Genomic DNA, 18,471 nt, shown 5'->3' on the forward strand with positions numbered 1-18,471 from the left:
ACGATGGAGAAGCGTGTGATGACGGACGGTAAGCGGCGCAGGGGTCTGGCGACCGCGTCCGCTCTGCTCGGCGGTGTGCTGGTGCTCTCGGCCTGTTCCGGGGGTGGCGACGACGCCGGAAACGACAGCGGCAAGGGCGGGGGTGCCTCGCAGGCCCAGGTCGACGAGGCGGCGGCCAAGAAGACCTCCGAAGCCCAGATCAAGATCACGCCGAAGGACGGCACCACCAACGCCTCCATCAACAACTCCGCCGCCGTGACCGTGGCCAAGGGCACGCTCACCGAGGTGAAGATGACGACCGCGGACGGCACGGCCGTCTCCGGGCAGATATCCGCCGACAAGAAGAGCTGGAAGCCCGACGCCCAACTGGAGCGCGCCACCACCTACAAGGTGACGGTCGCCGCCGAGGACTCCGAGGGCCGCGCCGCCCACGAGAACGCCTCCTTCACCACGGTTTCGCCCAGCAACAGCTTCATCGGCAACTTCACTCCGGACGACGGCACCACCGTGGGCGTCGGCATGCCGGTGTCGATCAACTTCGACAAGGCGATCACCAACAAGGCCGCGGTCCAGAAGGGCATCACCGTCTCCACCACCAGTGGCCAGGAGGTCGCCTGCCACTGGTTCAACCCCAACCGCATGGACTGCCGTCCCGACGACTACTGGCAGGAGGGCTCCACCGTCACCCTCAAGCTGGCGCTCGACGGGGTCGAGGGCGCCGAGGGCGTCTACGGCGTCCAGCAGAAGACGGTCACCTTCAAGATCGGCCGCAACCAGGTCTCCTACGTCGACGCCAAGACCAAGCAGATGAAGGTCACTCAGGACGGCAAGACCATCCGGACCATCCCGATCTCCGCCGGGTCGCCCGAGAACAAGACGTGGGAGGGCCAGATGGTCATCTCCGAGAAGTTCAAGGAGACCCGGATGAACGGCGCGACCGTCGGCTTCACCGACGACGACGGCAAGGGCGAGTACGACATCAAGGACGTCCCGCACGCCATGCGCCTGAGCACCTCCGGCACCTTCATCCACGGCAACTACTGGGCCGCCAAGTCCATCTTCGGCAGCGCCAACACCAGCCACGGCTGCGTGGGCCTGTCCGACACCAAGGGCGCGGGCGACCCGAACACGCCCGGCGCCTGGTTCTACAACAACTCGATGATCGGTGACGTGGTCGTCGTCCAGAACACCGGCGACAAGACGATCGCCCCGGACAACGGCTTCAGCGGCTGGAACATGGACTGGGAGCAGTGGAAGGCCGGCTCGGCCCTCTGATCCCACCCGCTCACGGAGCCTCACCCCGTCCGACCGGTGCCGCCGTCCGCCCTGCCGAGGGCGGGCGGCGGCACCGGTCTTCCCCCGGCCCCGCTCCCCGTTCCACCTGCGCGGCCTTCTCATGGGGCTCTCATCCCGGGCTCAACACTTCATCAGGCACCGTTCCTAACGTGCCGCCATGTTCTTCACCTACCTGAGGCGCGAGCTGCGCCGCCGCAGAAGGGCGGCCCTCGTCGTCGCCTCCGGCCTCGCGCTCGGCATCGCGCTGGTCATCGTGGTCACCTCCGTGTCCTCCGGCACGGGCAAGGCACAGGACAAGGTCCTGGAGTCGCTGTACGGCCTGGGCACCGACATGACGGTCACCAAGGCCGCGGAGCCGCCCTCGGACTCCGGCTCGGACCGGCCCCGGCGCCCGCGCTTCGAGTTCGACGCGCAGGACGAGGGCTCCGACGAGGAGCAGTCCAGCGACCGCGTCATGGTGCAGGGCTTCCAGACCCTGGCGAGCTCCACCGTGGACGAGGTCGGCGAACTGAGCGGTGTGGCCGACGCGGTGGGCGGACTGAGCCTGCAGGTCGTCAAGGTCAGCGGCCAGTTCAGGCGGGGACAGGTGCAGCAGGACGGCCGGAGCGGGCAGGGCGGCCCGGACGGTGGTCCGGGCGGTGGCGGTTCCTCCCCGCAGGGGCGGGTGCAGGGCGGCGGCGCCGAGTTCGACGTCAACAGCTACACCGTCTACGGCACCGACGTCACCGAGTCCGCCCTCGGCCCGCTGACGTCCTCCGAGATCACCACCGGCCGCACCTTCGAGGCGACCGAGACCGATGCGGAGGTGGCCGTCGTCGACTCCGCCTACGCCGAGGAGAAGGAGCTCGAGGCCGGTGACACCGTCACCGTCAAGGGCACCGAGTACAAGGTCATCGGTATCGCGACCGCCACCAGCGGGGACGCCGCGGCCAACCTCTACATCCCGCTGAAGCAGGCCCAGACGCTCGCCGACGCCGAGGACGAGGTCACCACCGTCTACGTCAAGGCGACCGACTCCCAGCGGATCGACGACGTCAAGTCCGCGATCCGGAAGAACGTCCCGGGCACGACCGTCACCACCTCCGCCGACCTCGCGGACACCGTCTCCGGTTCCCTGTCCACCGCCTCCTCGCTCGCCACCGGCGTCGGCAGGTGGCTGTCCGTCACGGTGCTCGTGGCCGCGTTCCTCGTCGCCGGTCTGCTCACCTCCTCGGCGGTCTCCCGCCGGGTGCGCGAGTTCGGCACGCTCAAGGCGCTGGGCTGGTCCTCGGGCCGGGTGACCCGGCAGGTGGCCGGCGAGGCCGTGGTCACCGGCCTGGTCGGCGGCGTCCTCGGCATCGCGCTCGGCCTGGCGGGCGCGTACGCCGTCACCTCGGCCAGTCCCACCCTGCAGGCCCAACTCGGCGGCGGCACGGGCGGCCCCGGCGGCGGTGGTCCCGGCGGCCCCGGGCGGCAGGCCGCCCGGACCCTCGACGTCGCGCTCAGCGCGCCCGTCGACCTCACCACCCTCGCCCTCGCGGTCGGCCTCGCGCTGGCCGGCGGTCTGGTCGCCGGCGCCTTCGGCGGCCTGCGCGCCTCGCGGCTGCGGCCGGCCGACGCGCTGCGCCGCGTGGAGTGACGCCCGCCCGGCACCGCGTCCGGGGGCCGCACGGCAGCGGCCGGGCCCCCACTTCCCGTACACGATCCAGGAGTTGACCCATGTACGAACTCAGAGGCGTCACCCGGCGCTACCCGCGCGGCAAGGAGACCGTCCAGGCCCTCGACGGCATCGACCTGACCATCGCCGACGGAGACCGGCTCGTCATCCAGGGGCCCACGGGCGGCGGCAAGTCCACACTGCTGCAGATGCTCGGCGGGCTCGACCGGCCCAGCTCCGGCGAGATCCTCCTCGACGGGACCGACCTGGCCAAGCTGCCCGAGGCCCGGCTCACCCGGGTGCGCAGCGAGAACATCGGCTTCGTCTTCCAGTCCTTCAACCTGATCCCCACGCTCACCGCGCAGGAGAACGTCGAGACCGCGCTCGTCCCGCTCGGGGTGAGGGCGAAGGAGCGCCGGGAGAAGGCCGCCGAGGCGCTCGCCTCGGTGGGGCTCGGCGAGCGGCTCGGGCATCTGCCCGGCGAGATGTCCGGCGGTCAGCAGCAGCGGGTGGCCATCGCGCGGGCCCTGGTGAAGGAGCCGAAGGTGCTGCTCGCCGACGAACCGACCGGAAACCTCGACGAGTCGATGCGCGACGAGATCATGGACGTGCTCATCCGGATGTGGAAGGAGCTCGGGCTCACCTTCGTCATGGTCACCCACGACTCGGCGATCGCGCGGGAGGCCCCGCGCCTGGCGACGATCCGCGAGGGACGGATCACCGTGCGGGAGAACACCGGGGCCTGAGCCGACGAGGCCTCACCACGCGGTTCTGTAACGGAGTTCCGGCGGTGACGTTACAGTCGCCCGGCGACTTGCCCACCTTTTCCACAGCCCTTGAGGCGCTTGATCACCCCTCGGCATACTGCGTGCTCCGGGGGGTGCGCGCATGCGTACGAGACCACCCCCGACCGGGTGACGGGGAGTTCACCCGGCAACTCCGCTAGGGGGAACCTTGCGCAGACAAGTGAAAAGAGCATGCGCGGCCACGGTCGCCACGGCCGCCGCCGTGGCCCTCGCGGCCGGCATGACCGGACCGGCGGCGGCGAGCGGGGAGCGCACGGCCGCCGCCGGACAGCCGTCGGCGAAGGCGTCGGCGAAGACGTCCTCGCTCAAGGCCACGCAGCACATCACACTGATCACCGGCGACCGGGTCGCCGTGGACGCCACGGGCCGCGTCGTCGGCCTCGAGCGGGCCGAGGGGCGGGAACACATACCCGTCCAGATCCGCAAGGTCGACGGCCACACCCTCGTGCTGCCGGCGGACGCCGCCCGGCTGGTCGCGAGCGGCAAGCTCGACCGGCGGCTCTTCGACATCACCGAACTCGGCAAGGCCGCGACCCGCAACTCCCAGAAACAGGGACTGAAGGTCATCGTCGGCTACCAGGGCGCCGCACGGACCGCCAAGGCCGAGGTCCGCGAAGCGGGCGAGCTCCGCCGGGCCCTGACGTCCCTGAACGCGGACGCGGTGCGGACCCCGCACGAGGACGCGTCCGAGCTGTGGAACGCCGTCACCAACGGCGACCGGACCGCCTCCGGCATCGCCCACGTCTGGCTGGACGGGGTCCGCAGGGCCGCCCTCGACACGTCCGTCGGGCAGATCGGCGCCCCCAAGGCGTGGTCCGCCGGCTACGACGGCAAGGGCGTGAAGATCGCCGTCCTGGACACCGGTGTCGACACGGCCCATCCGGACCTGAAGGGCCGGGTGAGCGCGTCCAAGAACTTCACCGCCGCGCCGGGCACCGGCGACAAGGTGGGCCACGGCACCCACGTCGCCTCGATCGCGGCGGGCACGGGCGCCCAGTCCAAGGGCAAGTACAAGGGCGTCGCACCCGGCGCCGAGATCCTCAACGGCAAGGTCCTCGACGACTCCGGTTTCGGCGACGACTCCGGCATCCTCGCCGGCATGGAGTGGGCGGCCGCGCAGGGCGCCGACGTCGTCAACATGAGCCTGGGCGGCATGGACACACCGGAGACCGACCCGCTGGAGGCGGCGGTCGACAAGCTGTCCGCCGAGAAGGGCGTCCTGTTCGCCATCGCGGCCGGCAACGAGGGCCCGGAGTCGATCGGTTCGCCCGGCAGCGCGGACGCCGCCCTCACCGTCGGCGCCGTCGACGACAAGGACAAGCTCGCCGACTTCTCCTCCACCGGCCCCCGCCTCGGCGACGGCGCCATCAAGCCGGACGTCACCGCTCCCGGCGTGGACATCACGGCCGCCTCGGGGAAGGGCAACGACATCGCCCAGGAGGTCGGTGAGGGGCCGGCCGGCTACATGACCATCTCCGGCACGTCGATGGCGACCCCGCACGTCGCGGGCGCGGCGGCCCTCCTGAAGCAGCAGCACCCCGACTGGACCCCCGCCGAGCTGAAGGGCGCGCTCACCGGCTCCACCAAGGGCGGCAAGTACACCCCGTTCGAGCAGGGTTCGGGCCGGATCCAGGCCGACAAGGCGCTCCAGCAGACCGTGATCGCCGACCCGGTCTCGGTGAGCTTCGGCGTCCAGCAGTGGCCGCACACCGACGACGAGCCGGTCACCAAGCAGCTGACCTACCGCAACCTCGGCACCCAGGACGTCACGCTGAAGCTGACGTCGACCGCCACCGACCCCAAGGGCAAGGCGGCCCCGGCCGGCTTCTTCACGCTGGGCGCCACCACGGTGACCGTCCCGGCGGGCGGCAGCGCCTCCGTCGACATGACCGCCGACACCCGGCTCGGCGGCACGGTCGACGGCGCGTACTCCGCGTACGTGGTCGCCACGGGCGGCGGGCAGACGGTCCGCACGGCCGCCGCGGTGCAGCGCGAGGTCGAGTCGTACGACGTGACCGTCCGGCACATCGGCCGGGACGGCAAGCCCACGACCGAGCACCTCACCGACCTGATCGGCTACGCGGGCCTGGGCTCCGGCCGCGGCTACGGCGCCCCGGCCACCGACACCGCCACCCTGCGCGTGCCCAAGGGCACCTACCTGGTGGACTCCTGGATCGCCAAGGACTTCGCGGCGCTCGAGGGCGGCATCGACTGGCTGGTCCAGCCGAAGCTGAGCGTCACCAAGGACACCACGCTGACACTCGACGCACGCACCACCCGGGCGGCGGACATCACCGTGCCGGACCCCAAGGCCAAGCCGCTCTCCGCGACCATCGGCTACACCTACGACACGGCGATGGTCGGCATCGGCGCCTCCGTCGAGTCCTTCGCCGACCTGCGGATGGCCCACCTCGGCCCGGAGGCCCCCGGCGGGATCCAGCAGACCTGGAACGGCCAGTGGACCAAGGGCGCGAGCACCCAGTACGACGTGGCCACCAGCGCCAAGGTGAAGAAGATCCAGGGCAAGAAGGTCCGGCACTTCAAGGCGGGCGAACTCGCCACGGCGAAGCTCGAACTGGGCGCCGCGGCCCCCGGCAAGACCGGCGGTGTCTACACCTTCGGCATGCTGCCCGACGACTTCGTGTTCGGCGCCCCGGCCGAGCAGAAGCTCCCCGGCACGCGCACCCTGTACCTGTCGACGGCGGAGAAGATCCGGTGGTCGTTCGACCTCGAGCAGCGCGCGGGCAAGGACGCGGACGGCCGTCCCCTGACCGACGCCTTCTACACGCTGGGCGAGCCGCAGACCTTCAAGGCCGGCAAGAAGTACACCAAGAGGTTCAACACGGCGGTCTTCGGCCCGCGTCTGAGCGCGGACTACGGTCTCTTCCGGGACGGGAACACCATCGTCGGCCTCCTGCCGCTGTTCGCCGACGGCAAGGGCCACGCCGGCTCCTCGGACTTCACCTCGGCCACCACCAGCCTCTACCGCAACGGCAAGAAGATCGGCTCCCACAGCGATCCGCTGCTCGGCGAGGACGCGTTCACGGTCCCGGCCGGTGACGCCTCCTACAAGCTGACCACCTCGGTCAAGCGCAGCGCCCGGGTCGCCGCCGCCTCCACCCGCATCGACGCGAGCTGGACCTTCCGCTCCAAGAAGACCACCGCCTTCACGCAGCTGCCCGCCTCCACGGTCCGCTTCCAGGCGGTCACCGGGCTGGACAGCAAGGTCCCGGCCGGCAAGAAGGCCACCTTCCCGGTCACCGTCGAGGGCGCGGCCAAGGGCAAGAACCTCAAGTCGCTCTCGGTGTACGTCTCCTACGACTCCGGCAAGACCTGGAAGAAGACCACCGTCACGAAGGGGAAGATCACCGTCAAGAACCCGGCGAAGGGGAAGGCGATCTCCTTCCGCGCCAAGATCGCCGACAAGAAGGGCAACACGTCGACGCTCTCGATCTACAACGCGTACCACGGCAAGTGAGCCGCCGGTCCACCGACCGGGTGCGCTGAACGAGGGCCCGCCGGAAGCACGACGTCCGGCGGGCCCTCCGCCCGTTCGCGCCCGGTGGCCGCCCGTCCTCAGACGGACGGCGCCGAGGCCGGGCCCGACGCCCTCGCGTCCGCGCCCCAGCTGCCCGGCAGCCGCAGCGCCTGTGCCGACGGCGAGCCCGGCTCGGCGTGGTACGTGACCAGTGACTGCTCCGTGTCGCCGAACGGCCGGAGCGACTCGAAGAACAGGGTCGGCTCCCGACGAGCGGATGCCGCAGGCGCTTGACGCCGTGGTTCTTCTCCTTGACGTCGTGCGCGGTCCGGAGCCGGCGGAACTCCTCGCTCTTCACGGACAACTCCCCGACCAGGGAGGACAGCCGGGGTCGTCCGGGTGGCGGCCCGCGTCCATGCGGAGGTAGGCGACCGTGTCGTACGCCTTCTGGTCCCACTCCACGAACAGCTCCCGGTACTCGGGGTTCAGGAACACCAGCCGCGCCCGGTTCCGCTCCTGTGCCGGAAGCCTCCCCCAGTCCCCGAAGAGCGCCGCGGCCATCCGGTTCCAGGCGAGGATGTCCGAGCGCCGGCCCGAGAGGCACGCCGGGACCGCGTCCAGCGAGTCCAGCGGACGACCATCGAGCGGCGCGAGGTCGGCGCGCACGACGTCCTGATCGACATCGAGTTCGCCGGCATCTGCCACTCCGACATCCACCAGGCCCGCGAGGGCTGGGGCGAGGCGATCTTCCCGATGGTCCCGGGCCACGAGATCGCGGGCGTGGTGTCCGAGGTCGGCTCCGGCGTCACCCGGTTCCGGGTCGGCGACCGCGTGGGGGTCGGCTGCATGGTCGACTCCTGCCGCACCTGCGACAACTGCGAGGCCGGTCTGGAGCAGTACTGCCTGAACGGCGCCACGATGACCTACAACGGCATCGGCCGGGACGGCCGGCCGGCCTACGGCGGCTACGCGCAGAAGATCGTCGACGAGAACTACGTCGTCCGCGTCCCCGACGGCCTGGCCCTCGCGACGAAGCCGCGCCGCTGCTGTGCGCCGTCTTCCCGCCGCTGCGGGCGGCACCGCCACCGTGCGCCACGACGCCGTCCCGGGCCACGGTCCGGGGCGGCGGGTCCGCCGGCCTCGGTCGTCGCGGTACTCCCCGGACAGCGGGCCGGCCGCGACCAGCCCCCCACCGGAATCCCCCACCGGAGGTCCGGCTCGCCCTCGCCGGAGTCAGGACATGGGGCACACCGGGGCGGTGTCCGGACGGACGCGAGGCTTCGGGCGCGCGTCGGCGCTCAGTGCGGCAGGGTCGCCGGGCTGCCGCCGTTCGCCTCGTAACCCGCGACCGCCAGGGCGCGGTAGACCGCGAACTCCGCGGCGGGGTCGGCGGACAGGGTCCAGGGGAGCGCACCGACGTGGCCGTCGACGTGCACCAACTGGCTCATGGCCTCGGCCCAGCGCTCGGCACGGACCAGGAAGAAGATCAGCAGGTGCCGGACGTGCGCCAGCATCGGGTCGTCGGGGCGGGCCGAGTGCACCGCGTGCAGCGCGCCGTGGATCGCCCGGGAGACGACCTCGCTCTGGTAGAAGCTGCTGACCAGGGTCACCTCGGGCAGGTGCTCGAACACCGCGAAGAGCGGCATCGCGGCGAGGAGGGAGCCCTCGGGCGCCCGGGCCGCCGCGGCCTCCGCGAACGCGTACGCCTCCTGCCGCGAGCCGTGCCACTTCTCGCACCAGTAGTGCAGCGCGGCCAGATGCGCCCCCATGTGGTTCGGCGCGCGGTCCAGGATCTTCAGCCAGATCTGCTCGAAGTCCCCCCGGGCGTAGCCGAGTCCACGGGCCACCGAGAGTTCCACGAGGTACGGGATCGGGTCGCCGGGGGCCAGCAGCGCCGCCTCGCCGCAGGCCGCCTTCGCCTCCTCCATGATGATCCGGAACTCGTCCGTCCCGGGCGCGGCCGTACGCCAGGCCTGCTGCACCAGGAATTCGGCGTGCACCGCCGCTCCCCCCGCGTCCTTGGGGGCCTCGGTCCGCCACACCCGCAGCCACTGCCCGCCCGGCGCCTCGCCCACCCCGCCGGGCCGCTGCTGCAGCTCCAGCGAGGCGGCGCCCGCGAAGGCCTGGACGCGCTGCCAGCGCAGCTCGCTCTCCTTGTCCGTGCCGGCCAGCAGCTGCTGCGCCGCGCGGTAGTCCTGGGTGCGCTGCACCAGGTCCAGGACGTCCAGCAGGTCCTGATCGGGGCCGGGCATGCGGATGTCCAGCTCCTCCTCGCGGGCGAAGCCGTAGTTCGCCGGGTCCGCCGCGTCCGGGTGGCCGGGCGGGACCAGCCCGACCGCACCGCGCCGGCGTCTGAGGAACGACGACATCACGACGCCCAGCATGACGAGCGCGATCAGGACCCAGAGAATCTCCATGCCACCAGCGAACCAGACCGCGGCGACAATTGGCCAACCCGTTGCCCGACCTGTGGAAAAACCCGGCTCACGGACCCCCGAGGAGGGCCAGGGCGCTCGTGCCCGCTCCTGGTCCGTCGTCCACGCCGCCCGCGCACTACCCTCGGTGCTCATGAGCGACAGGCACATCAGTCAGCACTTCGAGACGCTCGCGATCCACGCGGGCAACACCGCCGACCCCCTGACGGGCGCGGTCGTCCCGCCGATCTACCAGGTGTCCACCTACAAGCAGGACGGCGTCGGCGGCCTGCGCGGCGGCTACGAGTACAGCCGCAGCGCCAACCCGACCAGGACCGCGCTGGAGGAGAACCTCGCCGCCCTGGAGGGCGGCCGCCGCGGCCTCGCGTTCGCGTCCGGACTGGCGGCCGAGGACTGCCTGCTGCGCACGCTGCTCGCCCCCGGCGACCACGTGGTGATCCCGAACGACGCGTACGGCGGCACGTTCCGCCTCTTCGCCAAGGTCGTCGCCCGCTGGGGCGTGGAGTGGTCGGTGGCCGACACCTCCGACCCGGCCGCGGTGCGGGCCGCCCTCACCCCGAAGACCAAGGCGGTCTGGGTGGAGACCCCCTCCAACCCGCTGCTCGGCATCACCGACATCGCCGCCGTGGCCCAGGTCGCCCGGGACGCGGGCGCCCGCCTCGTCGTCGACAACACCTTCGCCACGCCGTACCTCCAGCAGCCGCTGCTGCTCGGCGCGGACGTCGTCGTGCACTCCCTGACCAAGTACATGGGCGGCCACTCGGACGTCGTCGGCGGCGCCCTGATCACCGCCGACGCGGAGCTGGGCGAGGAGCTCGCCTTCCACCAGAACGCGATGGGCGCGGTCGCCGGCCCCTTCGACTCCTGGCTGGTGCTGCGCGGCACCAAGACGCTCCCGGTCCGCATGGACCGGCACAGCGAGAACGCGACCAGGGTCGCCGACATGCTCACCCGGCACCCGCGGGTGACGAGCGTGCTGTACCCGGGACTGCCGGACCACCCCGGTCACGAGGTCGCCGCCAAGCAGATGCGGGCGTTCGGCGGCATGGTCTCCTTCCGCGTCAAGGGCGGCGAGGAGGCGGCCGTCGAGGTCTGCAACCGGACCGGGGTCTTCACGCTCGGCGAGTCCCTCGGCGGCGTGGAGTCGCTGATCGAGCACCCCGGCCGCATGACGCACGCGTCGGTGGCGGGCTCCGCCCTCGAGGTCCCCGGCGACCTGGTGCGGCTCTCCGTCGGCATCGAGAACGTCGACGACCTGCTCGACGACCTCCAGCAGGCGCTCGGGAAGTAAGGTCCGCGAGCCGGTCCGCGCCGGGCCGGCTCACCAGCCCGTCAGGGGTGGGGTCGTCTCCGACGGCGGCTCCACCCAGGGACGGGCCGTCAGCGCCCACACCGTGACGGCCACGGCCGCCGCGAGCACCAGCAGCCACAGCACGCGGCGGGCCCGCGCCCTGCGCCGCAGGATGCGGGCCCCCCGGCGCGCGGCCCGCGCGGACAGCTCGGGCGGCACCGGGGGAGGCGACTGCCCCAGCAGCCGCCGTACGGCCTCCTCGCGGTTCATCCGGGCCATTCCCGCCCCCCGCCGTGGCCGTCGTCGCCGGGACCCGTCCGTACGGGCGGCCTCATGACGGCGCCACCCCGGCGCCTCCCACCGCCGGAGCCGGCTCCCGGGGCGGGTCCAGGAGGGCCGCCGTCGCGCGGTGGCAGATCGTCCGCACACGGTCCGCGGGCAGACCGAGCAGGGCCGCCGTCCGTTCCTCGGCGACGCCCTCGTGGAACCGCAGGACCAGGACCAGGCGCTCCCGCGGGGAGAGCCGGGCCAGGGGGCTCTGCGGGAGGGGCCGGGAGCGGAGCAGGCCGCGGTGCCGGTGCCGGACACCGTGCGCGAAGCGGATCGCCAGGTACCGACGGGTGACCTCGTAGGGATCGTCGCCGCGCAGCCGGTCCCAGGAGGCGTACGTGTGGGCCAGCGCACGGATCAGCAGGCGCCGCGCGTGCGGGTTGTCGCCCGGCGCCTCCGCGGTGAGCAGCGTCGCGGTGTGCAGCAGCCGGCCGCCCGCGCCCGCGACGTACGCCTCGAACTCGCGGGCCCGGCACAGATCCCGGGACGCATGCCGTGGTCGCAACCGCGCCTCCCGCCCTCCCCGAACGGACCGGTCCCGGCCGCGTACGGCCTGCCGCGGGCGCGTACGACGGGGACCCGGTCTTCATATGAGGCCAGGGCGCGCCCCGCGGTCAAGGGCCGCGCACACCCGGAACCGGGCCGTCCCCGCGGGCGGCGGACGCCCGGGACGGTCAGGAGGCCGACTGCCCCTCCGAGTCCGCCGGCATCCCCTGCGTCGACATCCGCGTGGACAGCGCGTTGTTGAAGCGCGTCAGGAGCGTGCAGAACGCCTCGCGCTCCTCCGGCGCCCAGTCGTCCGTCAGCTCGGCCATCAACGCACGCCGCGAGACGCGCACTTCCTCCAGCCGGGCCTGTCCGCGCGGGGACAGCTGGAGCACGACCGCGCGCCCGTCCTCGGGGTGCGAGGTCCGCTTGACCAGGCCGGTGTCCACGAGCGGGGCCACCTGCCGGGTGACCGTCGAGGAGTCGATGCCCATGCTCGCGGCGAGCGCCTTGACGCCCATCGGGCCTTCTTTGTCGAGGCGGTTGAGCAGCAGGTAGGCGGCGCGGTCCATGGAGTTGCGCACCTGGCCGACCCCGCCGAGCCGTGTCTGTTCCGCGCGGCGGGCGAACAGCGCCACCTCGTGCTGCAGCGTGTCGAGAAGACCGGTGTCACCGACGGCCGTTGCGTCCGTCGTCATGTCCATCGACATTTCAGGTGTTGTGGGCATGGCCGGGGGCTCACTTCGTGGAGGGCTTTTGTGTGGGGGACAAGGGTACGCGGCCGGAGGGCGGGCCGCGCGGTGCTGCGCGAAGCGGAGTCCGCGGATCGGTCACGGCGTTCACGGGCGTGTGGGGACTGCGATGCTGGAGGCATGAGCTACAGCACGGCCGGCTCCTTGCGGGCCGTCACCCTCGACGATGTGCGCGGCGCCCAGAAGATGCTCTCGGGGGTGGCGCGGGTGACCGCGCTGGAGGGCAGCAGGCACCTGTCCCGGCAGGTGGGCGCACCGGTGTACCTCAAGTGCGAGAACCTGCAGCGGACGGGCTCGTTCAAGTTGCGCGGCGCGTACGTCCGGATCTCCGGGCTGCTGCCCGAGGAGCGTGCCGCCGGTGTCGTCGCGGCGAGCGCCGGCAACCACGCCCAGGGGGTCGCGCTGGCCTCGTCGCTGCTGGGGGTGCGCGCGACGGTGTTCATGCCGAAGGGCGCCCCGCTGCCGAAGGTCGGCGCGACCCGGGAGTACGGCGCCGAGGTGCGGCTGCGGGGCCAGGTGGTGGACGAGTCGCTGGCCGCCGCGCAGGAGTACGCGTACGACACGGGGGCGGTGCTCATCCACCCCTTCGACCACCCGGACGTCATCGCGGGCCAGGGCACGGTGGGCCTGGAGATCCTGGAGCAGTGCCCCGAGGTGCGGACGGTCGTCGTGGGCATGGGCGGGGGCGGGCTGGCCGCCGGCATCGCGGTCGCGGTGAAGTCGCTGCGGCCGGACGTGCGGATCGTCGGTGTGCAGGCGGCGGGCGCGGCGGCGTATCCGCCCTCGCTGGCGGCCGGGCGCCCGGTGTCGGTGCGGAACCCGATGACGATGGCCGACGGCATCAGGGTGGGGCGGCCCGGGGACGTGCCGTTCGGGATCGTCGACGAGCTGGTGGACGAGGTGCGCACCGTCACCGAGGACGAGCTGTCCACGGCGCTGCTGCTGTGCCTGGAGCGGGCCAAGCTGGTCGTCGAGCCGGCTGGGGCGAGCCCGGTCGCGGCGCTGCTGAGCCGGCCCGACACCTTCGACGGGCCGGTCGTGGCGGTGCTGTCCGGGGGCAACGTCGACCCGGTGCTGATGGAGCGCGTGCTGCGGCACGGCATGGCCGCGCAGGGCCGCTACCTGGCCGTTCGACTGCGCCTGACGGACCGGCCGGGCGCCCTCGCGTCGCTTCTCGGGACGTTGTCGGCGGTCGACGCCAACGTCCTCGACGTGAGCCACGTGCGGACCGACCCACGGCTCGGGCTCACGGAGGCGGAGGTCGAACTGCACCTGGAGACCAAGGGACCGGCGCACTGCGCCGAGGTCGGCCGGGCCCTGCACGACGCGGGTCACACGGTGCTGGACTGACGCGGGCGGCCCGGCGTGGGCGGCCCGGCTGGGACGCCCCGGCGCGGACGGCCCGGCACCGGCGGGGGCCACGGCTCCCCGTCACCCGTTCGGGAAAACCCGTTGAGGGACGCGATACATCGCGTTACGGTGTGTGTCACCTCACTGCCCGGCACCGCCCGCCCGGAGGGAAAGGGGCCGGACGGGGCACACCGTACGAACCCGGTCTTTCCGAAGAATTCCCCGATGACTCCGATGACTCCGATGACCCCGATGACGTGGAGACTCATATGCCAGGCGCCATCTATGCCGAAGGTCTGGTGAAGACCTTCGGGGACGTCAGGGCACTGGACGGCGTCGACCTCGACGTCCCGGAGGGCACCGTCCTGGGCCTGCTCGGGCCGAACGGCGCGGGCAAGACCACCGCCGTCCGCTGCCTGACCACCTTGCTGCGCCCCGACAGCGGCAGGGCGGTCGTCGCCGGCCTCGACGTGCTGAGGCAGCCCGACGCGGTGCGCCGCTCCATCGGCCTGTCCGGCCAGTTCGCGGCCGTCGACGAATACCTGACCGGTCGCGAGAACCTGCAGATGGTCGGCCGGCTCTACCAGATGAGGGGGAAGGCGGCGAAGGCCCGCGCGGACGAGCTGCTGGAGCAGTTCCACCTCGCGGACGCGGCCGACCGCCCCGCCAAGACCTACTCCGGGGGCATGCGCCGCCGACTCGACCTCGCGGCGGCCCTGGTCGTCTCGCCGCCCGTGATGTTCATGGACGAGCCGACGACCGGCCTCGACCCGCGCAACCGGCAGCAGCTGTGGGAGGTGATCAAGCAGCTCGTCTCCGGGGGCACGACCCTGCTGCTCACCACCCAGTACCTGGAGGAGGCCGACCACCTCGCGCACGACATCGCCGTCGTCGACCGGGGCCGGGTCATCGCCCAGGGCACCTCCGACCAGCTCAAGGCCCGCACCGGCGGCGAGCGCGTCGAGGTCGTGGTGCACGAACGGGAGAAGGTCCGGGCCGCCTCCGCCCTCCTGGACAAGTACGGCCTGCGCGGCCCCGGCAAGGGCGACACCACGGTCGAGGAGCACATGCGCAAGATCACCACGCCGGTCTCCGGCGGGGCGAAGCTCCTGGCCGAGGTCATCCGCGAGCTCGACGCCCACGGCATCGAGATCGACGACATCGGTCTGCGCCGACCGACCCTCGACGACGTCTTCCTCTCCCTCACCGGACACGTCGCGGAGGCCGCCGACACGGACAGGGACGGGGACGCGGACGACGCCGGGCGCACCGCGCGCGACGCCGAGGGACAGGGACACCACCACAGCGAGGAGGCCGCGACATGAGCGCCGTCACCGACGCCGTGCGGATCACGCCGCCCGGCAACCCCGTCGTCCGGTCGGTCCGGGACTCCCTGGTCGTCGCCCACAGGAACCTGATCCGGATGAGCCGGATCCCCGAGATGCTCGTCTTCGGGCTGCTCCAGCCGATCATGTTCGTGGTGCTGTTCACCTATGTGTTCGGCGGCTCGATCCAGGTGGGCTCCTCCAGTTCCACCCAGGCCTACCGCGAGTTCCTGATGGCGGGCATCTTCGCGCAGACCGTCACGTTCGCCACCGCCGGAGCCGGCGCGGGCATCGCCGACGACATGCACAAGGGCCTCATCGACCGCTTCCGCTCCCTGCCCATGGCACGCGGCGCGGTCCTGACCGGGCGCACCCTCGCCGACCTGGTCCAGACGGCGCTCACCCTGTTCGTCCTCGCGGGCGTCGCCGTGCTGGTCGGCTGGCGCACGCACGAGAACTTCGGCAAGGTGCTCGCCGGATTCGGGCTGCTCCTGCTGCTCGGGTACGCGTTCTCGTGGATCGGCGCGCTCATCGGCCTGTCCGTGCGCACCCCGGAAGCGGCGACCTCGGGCGGTCTGATCTGGCTGTTTCCGCTGACGTTCATCTCGAACGCGTTCGTGGACGCGAACCAGATGCCGACCTTCCTGCGGCACATCGCGGAGTGGAACCCGTTCAGCGCCACCGTGCAGGCGTGCCGTGAGCTGTTCGGCAACCTTCCCCCGGGCTTCCAGGCACCCGACGCCTGGCCCATGCAGCACCCCGTGTGGGCCTCGCTGATCTGGTCGGTCCTGATCATCGCGCTGTTCAGGACCCTCGCCGTGCGCAAGTACCGCTCGGCCGCGACATGACAAAGCCCCCGGCGCCGCAGGGGGCGCCGGGGGCGGGTCGAAGACCTGCGGAGCGGGTCAGCCCTTGTACGGCTCGGCCTTGAGGATCTTCACCGAGGCCGTCTTGCCGTTCGGCAGCTCGTACTCCGCGTTCTCGCCGACCTTGCGGCCGATCACGCCGGTGCCCAGCGGGGACTGCGGCGAGTAGGTCTCGATCTCCGAGCTCGCGTACTCGCGCGAGGCGAGGAGGAAGGTCAGCGTGTCGTCCTCGTCACCGTCGAAGGCGATCGTCACGACCATGCCGGGCGCCACCGTGCCGTCGGCCGCCGGCGCCTCGCCGACCTTGGCGTTCTCGAGGAGCTGGGTGAGCTGGCGCACACGGAGTTCCTGCTTGCCCTGCTCCTCCTTGGCCGCGTGGTACCCGCCGTTCTCACGCAGGTCGCCCTCCTCGCGCGCGGCGGCGATCTTCGCGGCGATCTCCGTGCGCGCGGGACCAGTAAGGTACTCAAGCTCGTCCTTGAGCTTGTTGTACGCCTCCTGGGTCAGCCAGGTGACGTTCTCGCTGGTCTGGGTCACAGGTGCTCCTCGTAGGTACTGGGAATACAAAGCATCGCCCTCCTCGAAGGATGTTCCTCCACGGATGGGCGAAACCACGAGCCTAACAATTTCGTGCCCAAAGGGGGAGGACATAAGCCGCCGGACTCGCATCGGCGCAGGTCAGGCGCTGTGTATTCCCGGCGGCGTCAGCGCGCGTAGCAGCCGACGAGCTCGGCCGTCGACCCGGGGGAGGTCGTGCGGAGGGTGACGACCCTGTCGATGCGCGTCTCGTCCCCGTCGAAGCGGAAGTCGGCGCGGCCCACCTCGGCGCCGTTCGCGGCCTGGGAGCGCACCGTGCAGTAGCCGTCGGTCCCCGCGTCCTTGTGCACCTCCAGGTGCACCTTCACCGCGTCCTTCGCGAGGTCGAAACTGATCACCTCGGCGCTGATCTCGTTCTTGACGACGTGGTGGTAGCCGAACCAGCCGAGCAGTCCGATCATCACCACGGCCAGCACGGCGCCGACGGCCTTGAGCGTGCGGTCGGCGCGCTCGTCCGAGGAGCGGCCGTAACGGCCCTCGGGCAGCCGCGTGCTCGCCGTACTCATGATCGTCTCCTCGGCAGGAAGGGGACCCGGGCCCCGTCGTGGACGCGGACCCGGAACCCGGAATTATTCGCCCCCCGATTCGGTCACTATAGAAGCCTGCGACTGCGCCGCCGCACACAGGGCGCCTACCGACTTGAGGATTGAGTCTTGACTGACCAGCTGCGACTGATGGCCGTCCACGCCCACCCCGACGACGAGTCGAGCAAGGGCGCGGCCACCATGGCGAAGTACGTGTCCGAGGGGGTGGACGTGCTGGTGGTGACCTGCACGGGCGGGGAGCGCGGCTCCGTCCTCAACCCGAAACTCCAGGGTGACCCGTACATCGAGGAGAACATCCACGAGGTGCGCAGGAAGGAGATGGACGAGGCCCGCGAGATCCTCGGCGTCGAGCAGGACTGGCTCGGCTTCGTCGACTCCGGCCTGCCCGAGGGCGACCCGCTGCCGCCGCTGCCGGAGGGCTGCTTCGCCCTGGAGGACGTCGACAAGGCCGCCGGCGAGCTGGTGCGCAGGATCCGCGCCTTCCGCCCCCAGGTGATCACCACCTACGACGAGAACGGCGGCTACCCGCACCCCGACCACATCATGACCCACAAGATCACGATGGTGGCGTTCGAGGGCGCGGCGGACACCGCGAAGTACCCGGAGAGCGAGTACGGCCCGGCGTACCAGCCGCTGAAGCTGTACTACAACCAGGGCTTCAACCGCCCCCGCACCGAGGCGCTGCACCGGGCCATGCTGGACCGCGGCCTGGAGTCGCCCTACGGGGACTGGCTCAAGCGCTGGAACGAGTCCGAGCGCACGGAGCGCACGATCACCACGCACGTCCCGTGCGCCGACTTCTTCGAGATCCGCGACAAGGCGCTGATCGCGCACGCCACGCAGATCGACCCCGACGGCGGCTGGTTCCGGGTGCCGATGGAGCTCCAGAAGGAGGTCTGGCCCACGGAGGAGTACGAGCTCGCCAAGTCCCTCGTCGACACCTCCCTCCCCGAGGACGACCTCTTCGCGGGCATCCGGGACAATGCCTGACATGAGCGCAAGCCTGGCAATCACCCACCTCGTCCCCCTCGCCGAGGAATTCGACAAGAACAAGGTCACCCCCGGTGTCCTCGGCTTCATCGTCTTCGCGGTGATGGCCCTGGCGGTCTGGGCCCTGATGAAGTCGATGAACCGCCACATGGGCCGGGTCGACTTCCCCGAGGCGGAGGACCCGCAGAACCGGTCCGGGGACGGCACCGAGGCCTCCGCCGCCCCCGGCGGGGGCAAGAAGAAGAACGGCTGAGCCGCGGGGCGTGCCACGGGGCCGGGCGCGACGCC

At 71.7% G+C, this 18,471-nt stretch carries 16 protein-coding genes and 2 pseudogenes; 11 read left to right on the forward strand and 7 right to left on the reverse strand.

Annotated features, from left to right (window positions below; genetic code table 11):
* Nucleotides 1–18: 18 nt before the first annotated feature.
* The 4 genes from CP969_RS24290 to CP969_RS24305 all read left to right on the forward strand — a co-directional run bounded on the left by CP969_RS24290 (nt 19) and on the right by CP969_RS24305 (nt 7,216).
* Nucleotides 19–1,275: a L,D-transpeptidase gene (locus CP969_RS24290; RefSeq protein WP_004984082.1), complete on the forward strand. Its 1,257-nt coding sequence runs from the start codon at nt 19–21 to the stop codon at nt 1,273–1,275.
* Between the two features lie 178 nt (nt 1,276–1,453).
* Nucleotides 1,454–2,914, forward strand: coding sequence for an ABC transporter permease (locus CP969_RS24295; RefSeq protein ID WP_016824856.1), 1,461 nt, complete (start codon nt 1,454–1,456; stop codon nt 2,912–2,914).
* An 80-nt stretch (nt 2,915–2,994) separates the two neighbouring features.
* Nucleotides 2,995–3,678 (forward strand): ABC transporter ATP-binding protein, encoded by a 684-nt coding sequence (locus CP969_RS24300; RefSeq protein ID WP_004984080.1) that lies wholly within the window; start codon nt 2,995–2,997, stop codon nt 3,676–3,678.
* A gap of 220 nt (nt 3,679–3,898) precedes the next feature.
* The gene (locus CP969_RS24305; protein ID WP_171817468.1) at nt 3,899–7,216 is read left to right on the forward strand and encodes a S8 family peptidase; all 3,318 of its coding nucleotides are present in this window, start codon (nt 3,899–3,901) and stop codon (nt 7,214–7,216) included.
* Nucleotides 7,217–7,314: 98 nt separating this feature from the next.
* Here the strand turns inward: CP969_RS24305 and CP969_RS24310 are convergent.
* Nucleotides 7,315–7,846: pseudogene (locus tag CP969_RS24310) on the reverse strand (MmyB family transcriptional regulator); the annotation flags it as partial.
* Between the two features lie 9 nt (nt 7,847–7,855).
* Here CP969_RS24310 and CP969_RS24315 point away from each other — a divergent pair.
* Nucleotides 7,856–8,289: pseudogene (locus tag CP969_RS24315) on the forward strand (alcohol dehydrogenase catalytic domain-containing protein); the annotation flags it as partial.
* Between the two features lie 225 nt (nt 8,290–8,514).
* Here CP969_RS24315 and CP969_RS24320 read toward each other — a convergent pair.
* Nucleotides 8,515–9,633 (reverse strand): hypothetical protein, encoded by a 1,119-nt coding sequence (locus tag CP969_RS24320; RefSeq protein ID WP_016824854.1) that lies wholly within the window; start codon nt 9,631–9,633, stop codon nt 8,515–8,517.
* A 151-nt stretch (nt 9,634–9,784) separates the two neighbouring features.
* On the opposite strand from CP969_RS24320, the gene CP969_RS24325 reads away from it, so the two are divergent.
* The gene (locus tag CP969_RS24325) at nt 9,785–10,942 is read left to right on the forward strand and encodes a cystathionine gamma-synthase (RefSeq protein ID WP_016824853.1); all 1,158 of its coding nucleotides are present in this window, start codon (nt 9,785–9,787) and stop codon (nt 10,940–10,942) included.
* Nucleotides 10,943–10,972: 30 nt separating this feature from the next.
* On the opposite strand, the gene CP969_RS24330 is transcribed toward CP969_RS24325, so the two are convergent.
* From CP969_RS24330 to CP969_RS24340, 3 genes are all read right to left on the reverse strand, one after another.
* The gene (locus CP969_RS24330; RefSeq protein WP_004984071.1) at nt 10,973–11,221 is read right to left on the reverse strand and encodes a hypothetical protein; all 249 of its coding nucleotides are present in this window, start codon (nt 11,219–11,221) and stop codon (nt 10,973–10,975) included.
* Between the two features lie 52 nt (nt 11,222–11,273).
* The gene (locus CP969_RS24335) at nt 11,274–11,777 is read right to left on the reverse strand and encodes a sigma factor-like helix-turn-helix DNA-binding protein (protein ID WP_004984070.1); all 504 of its coding nucleotides are present in this window, start codon (nt 11,775–11,777) and stop codon (nt 11,274–11,276) included.
* 169 nt (nt 11,778–11,946) lie between these two features.
* The gene (locus CP969_RS24340) at nt 11,947–12,468 is read right to left on the reverse strand and encodes a MarR family winged helix-turn-helix transcriptional regulator (protein WP_016824851.1); all 522 of its coding nucleotides are present in this window, start codon (nt 12,466–12,468) and stop codon (nt 11,947–11,949) included.
* Nucleotides 12,469–12,630: 162 nt separating this feature from the next.
* Here CP969_RS24340 and ilvA point away from each other — a divergent pair, with 162 nt between their 5' ends.
* The 3 genes from ilvA (at nt 12,631) to CP969_RS24355 (ending at nt 16,033) form a co-directional block, all read left to right on the forward strand.
* Entirely contained in the window at nt 12,631–13,860 is a 1,230-nt protein-coding gene (ilvA, locus tag CP969_RS24345; RefSeq protein WP_016824850.1) for a threonine ammonia-lyase, read from the forward strand.
* A gap of 269 nt (nt 13,861–14,129) precedes the next feature.
* On the forward strand, nt 14,130–15,185 hold the full coding sequence (locus tag CP969_RS24350; RefSeq protein ID WP_016824849.1) for a daunorubicin resistance protein DrrA family ABC transporter ATP-binding protein: 1,056 nt from the start codon (nt 14,130–14,132) through the stop codon (nt 15,183–15,185).
* Entirely contained in the window at nt 15,182–16,033 is an 852-nt protein-coding gene (locus CP969_RS24355; protein WP_004984063.1) for an ABC transporter permease, read from the forward strand. The genes CP969_RS24350 and CP969_RS24355 overlap by 4 nt, the downstream gene beginning before the upstream one ends.
* A gap of 57 nt (nt 16,034–16,090) precedes the next feature.
* Here the strand turns inward: CP969_RS24355 and greA are convergent, their stop codons facing one another.
* Nucleotides 16,091–16,588 (reverse strand): transcription elongation factor GreA, encoded by a 498-nt coding sequence (greA, locus tag CP969_RS24360; protein ID WP_004984062.1) that lies wholly within the window; start codon nt 16,586–16,588, stop codon nt 16,091–16,093.
* A gap of 167 nt (nt 16,589–16,755) precedes the next feature.
* Nucleotides 16,756–17,154 carry a DUF4307 domain-containing protein gene (locus CP969_RS24365; protein WP_004984060.1) on the reverse strand — a complete coding sequence of 133 codons (399 nt, stop codon included), beginning with the start codon at nt 17,152–17,154 and terminating at the stop codon, nt 16,756–16,758.
* A 147-nt stretch (nt 17,155–17,301) separates the two neighbouring features.
* On the opposite strand from CP969_RS24365, the gene mca reads away from it, so the two are divergent.
* On the forward strand, nt 17,302–18,183 hold the full coding sequence (gene mca / locus CP969_RS24370) for a mycothiol conjugate amidase Mca (RefSeq protein ID WP_004984058.1): 882 nt from the start codon (nt 17,302–17,304) through the stop codon (nt 18,181–18,183).
* Complete coding sequence (locus CP969_RS24375; RefSeq protein ID WP_167540227.1) at nt 18,176–18,436, forward strand: hypothetical protein; 261 nt, start codon at nt 18,176–18,178, stop codon at nt 18,434–18,436. Before mca ends, CP969_RS24375 begins: the two co-directional genes overlap by 8 nt.
* The last annotated feature ends 35 nt before the right edge of the window (nt 18,437–18,471 follow it).

Source organism: Streptomyces viridosporus T7A, assembly GCF_008704515.1.
Taxonomy (GTDB): domain Bacteria; phylum Actinomycetota; class Actinomycetes; order Streptomycetales; family Streptomycetaceae; genus Streptomyces; species Streptomyces viridosporus.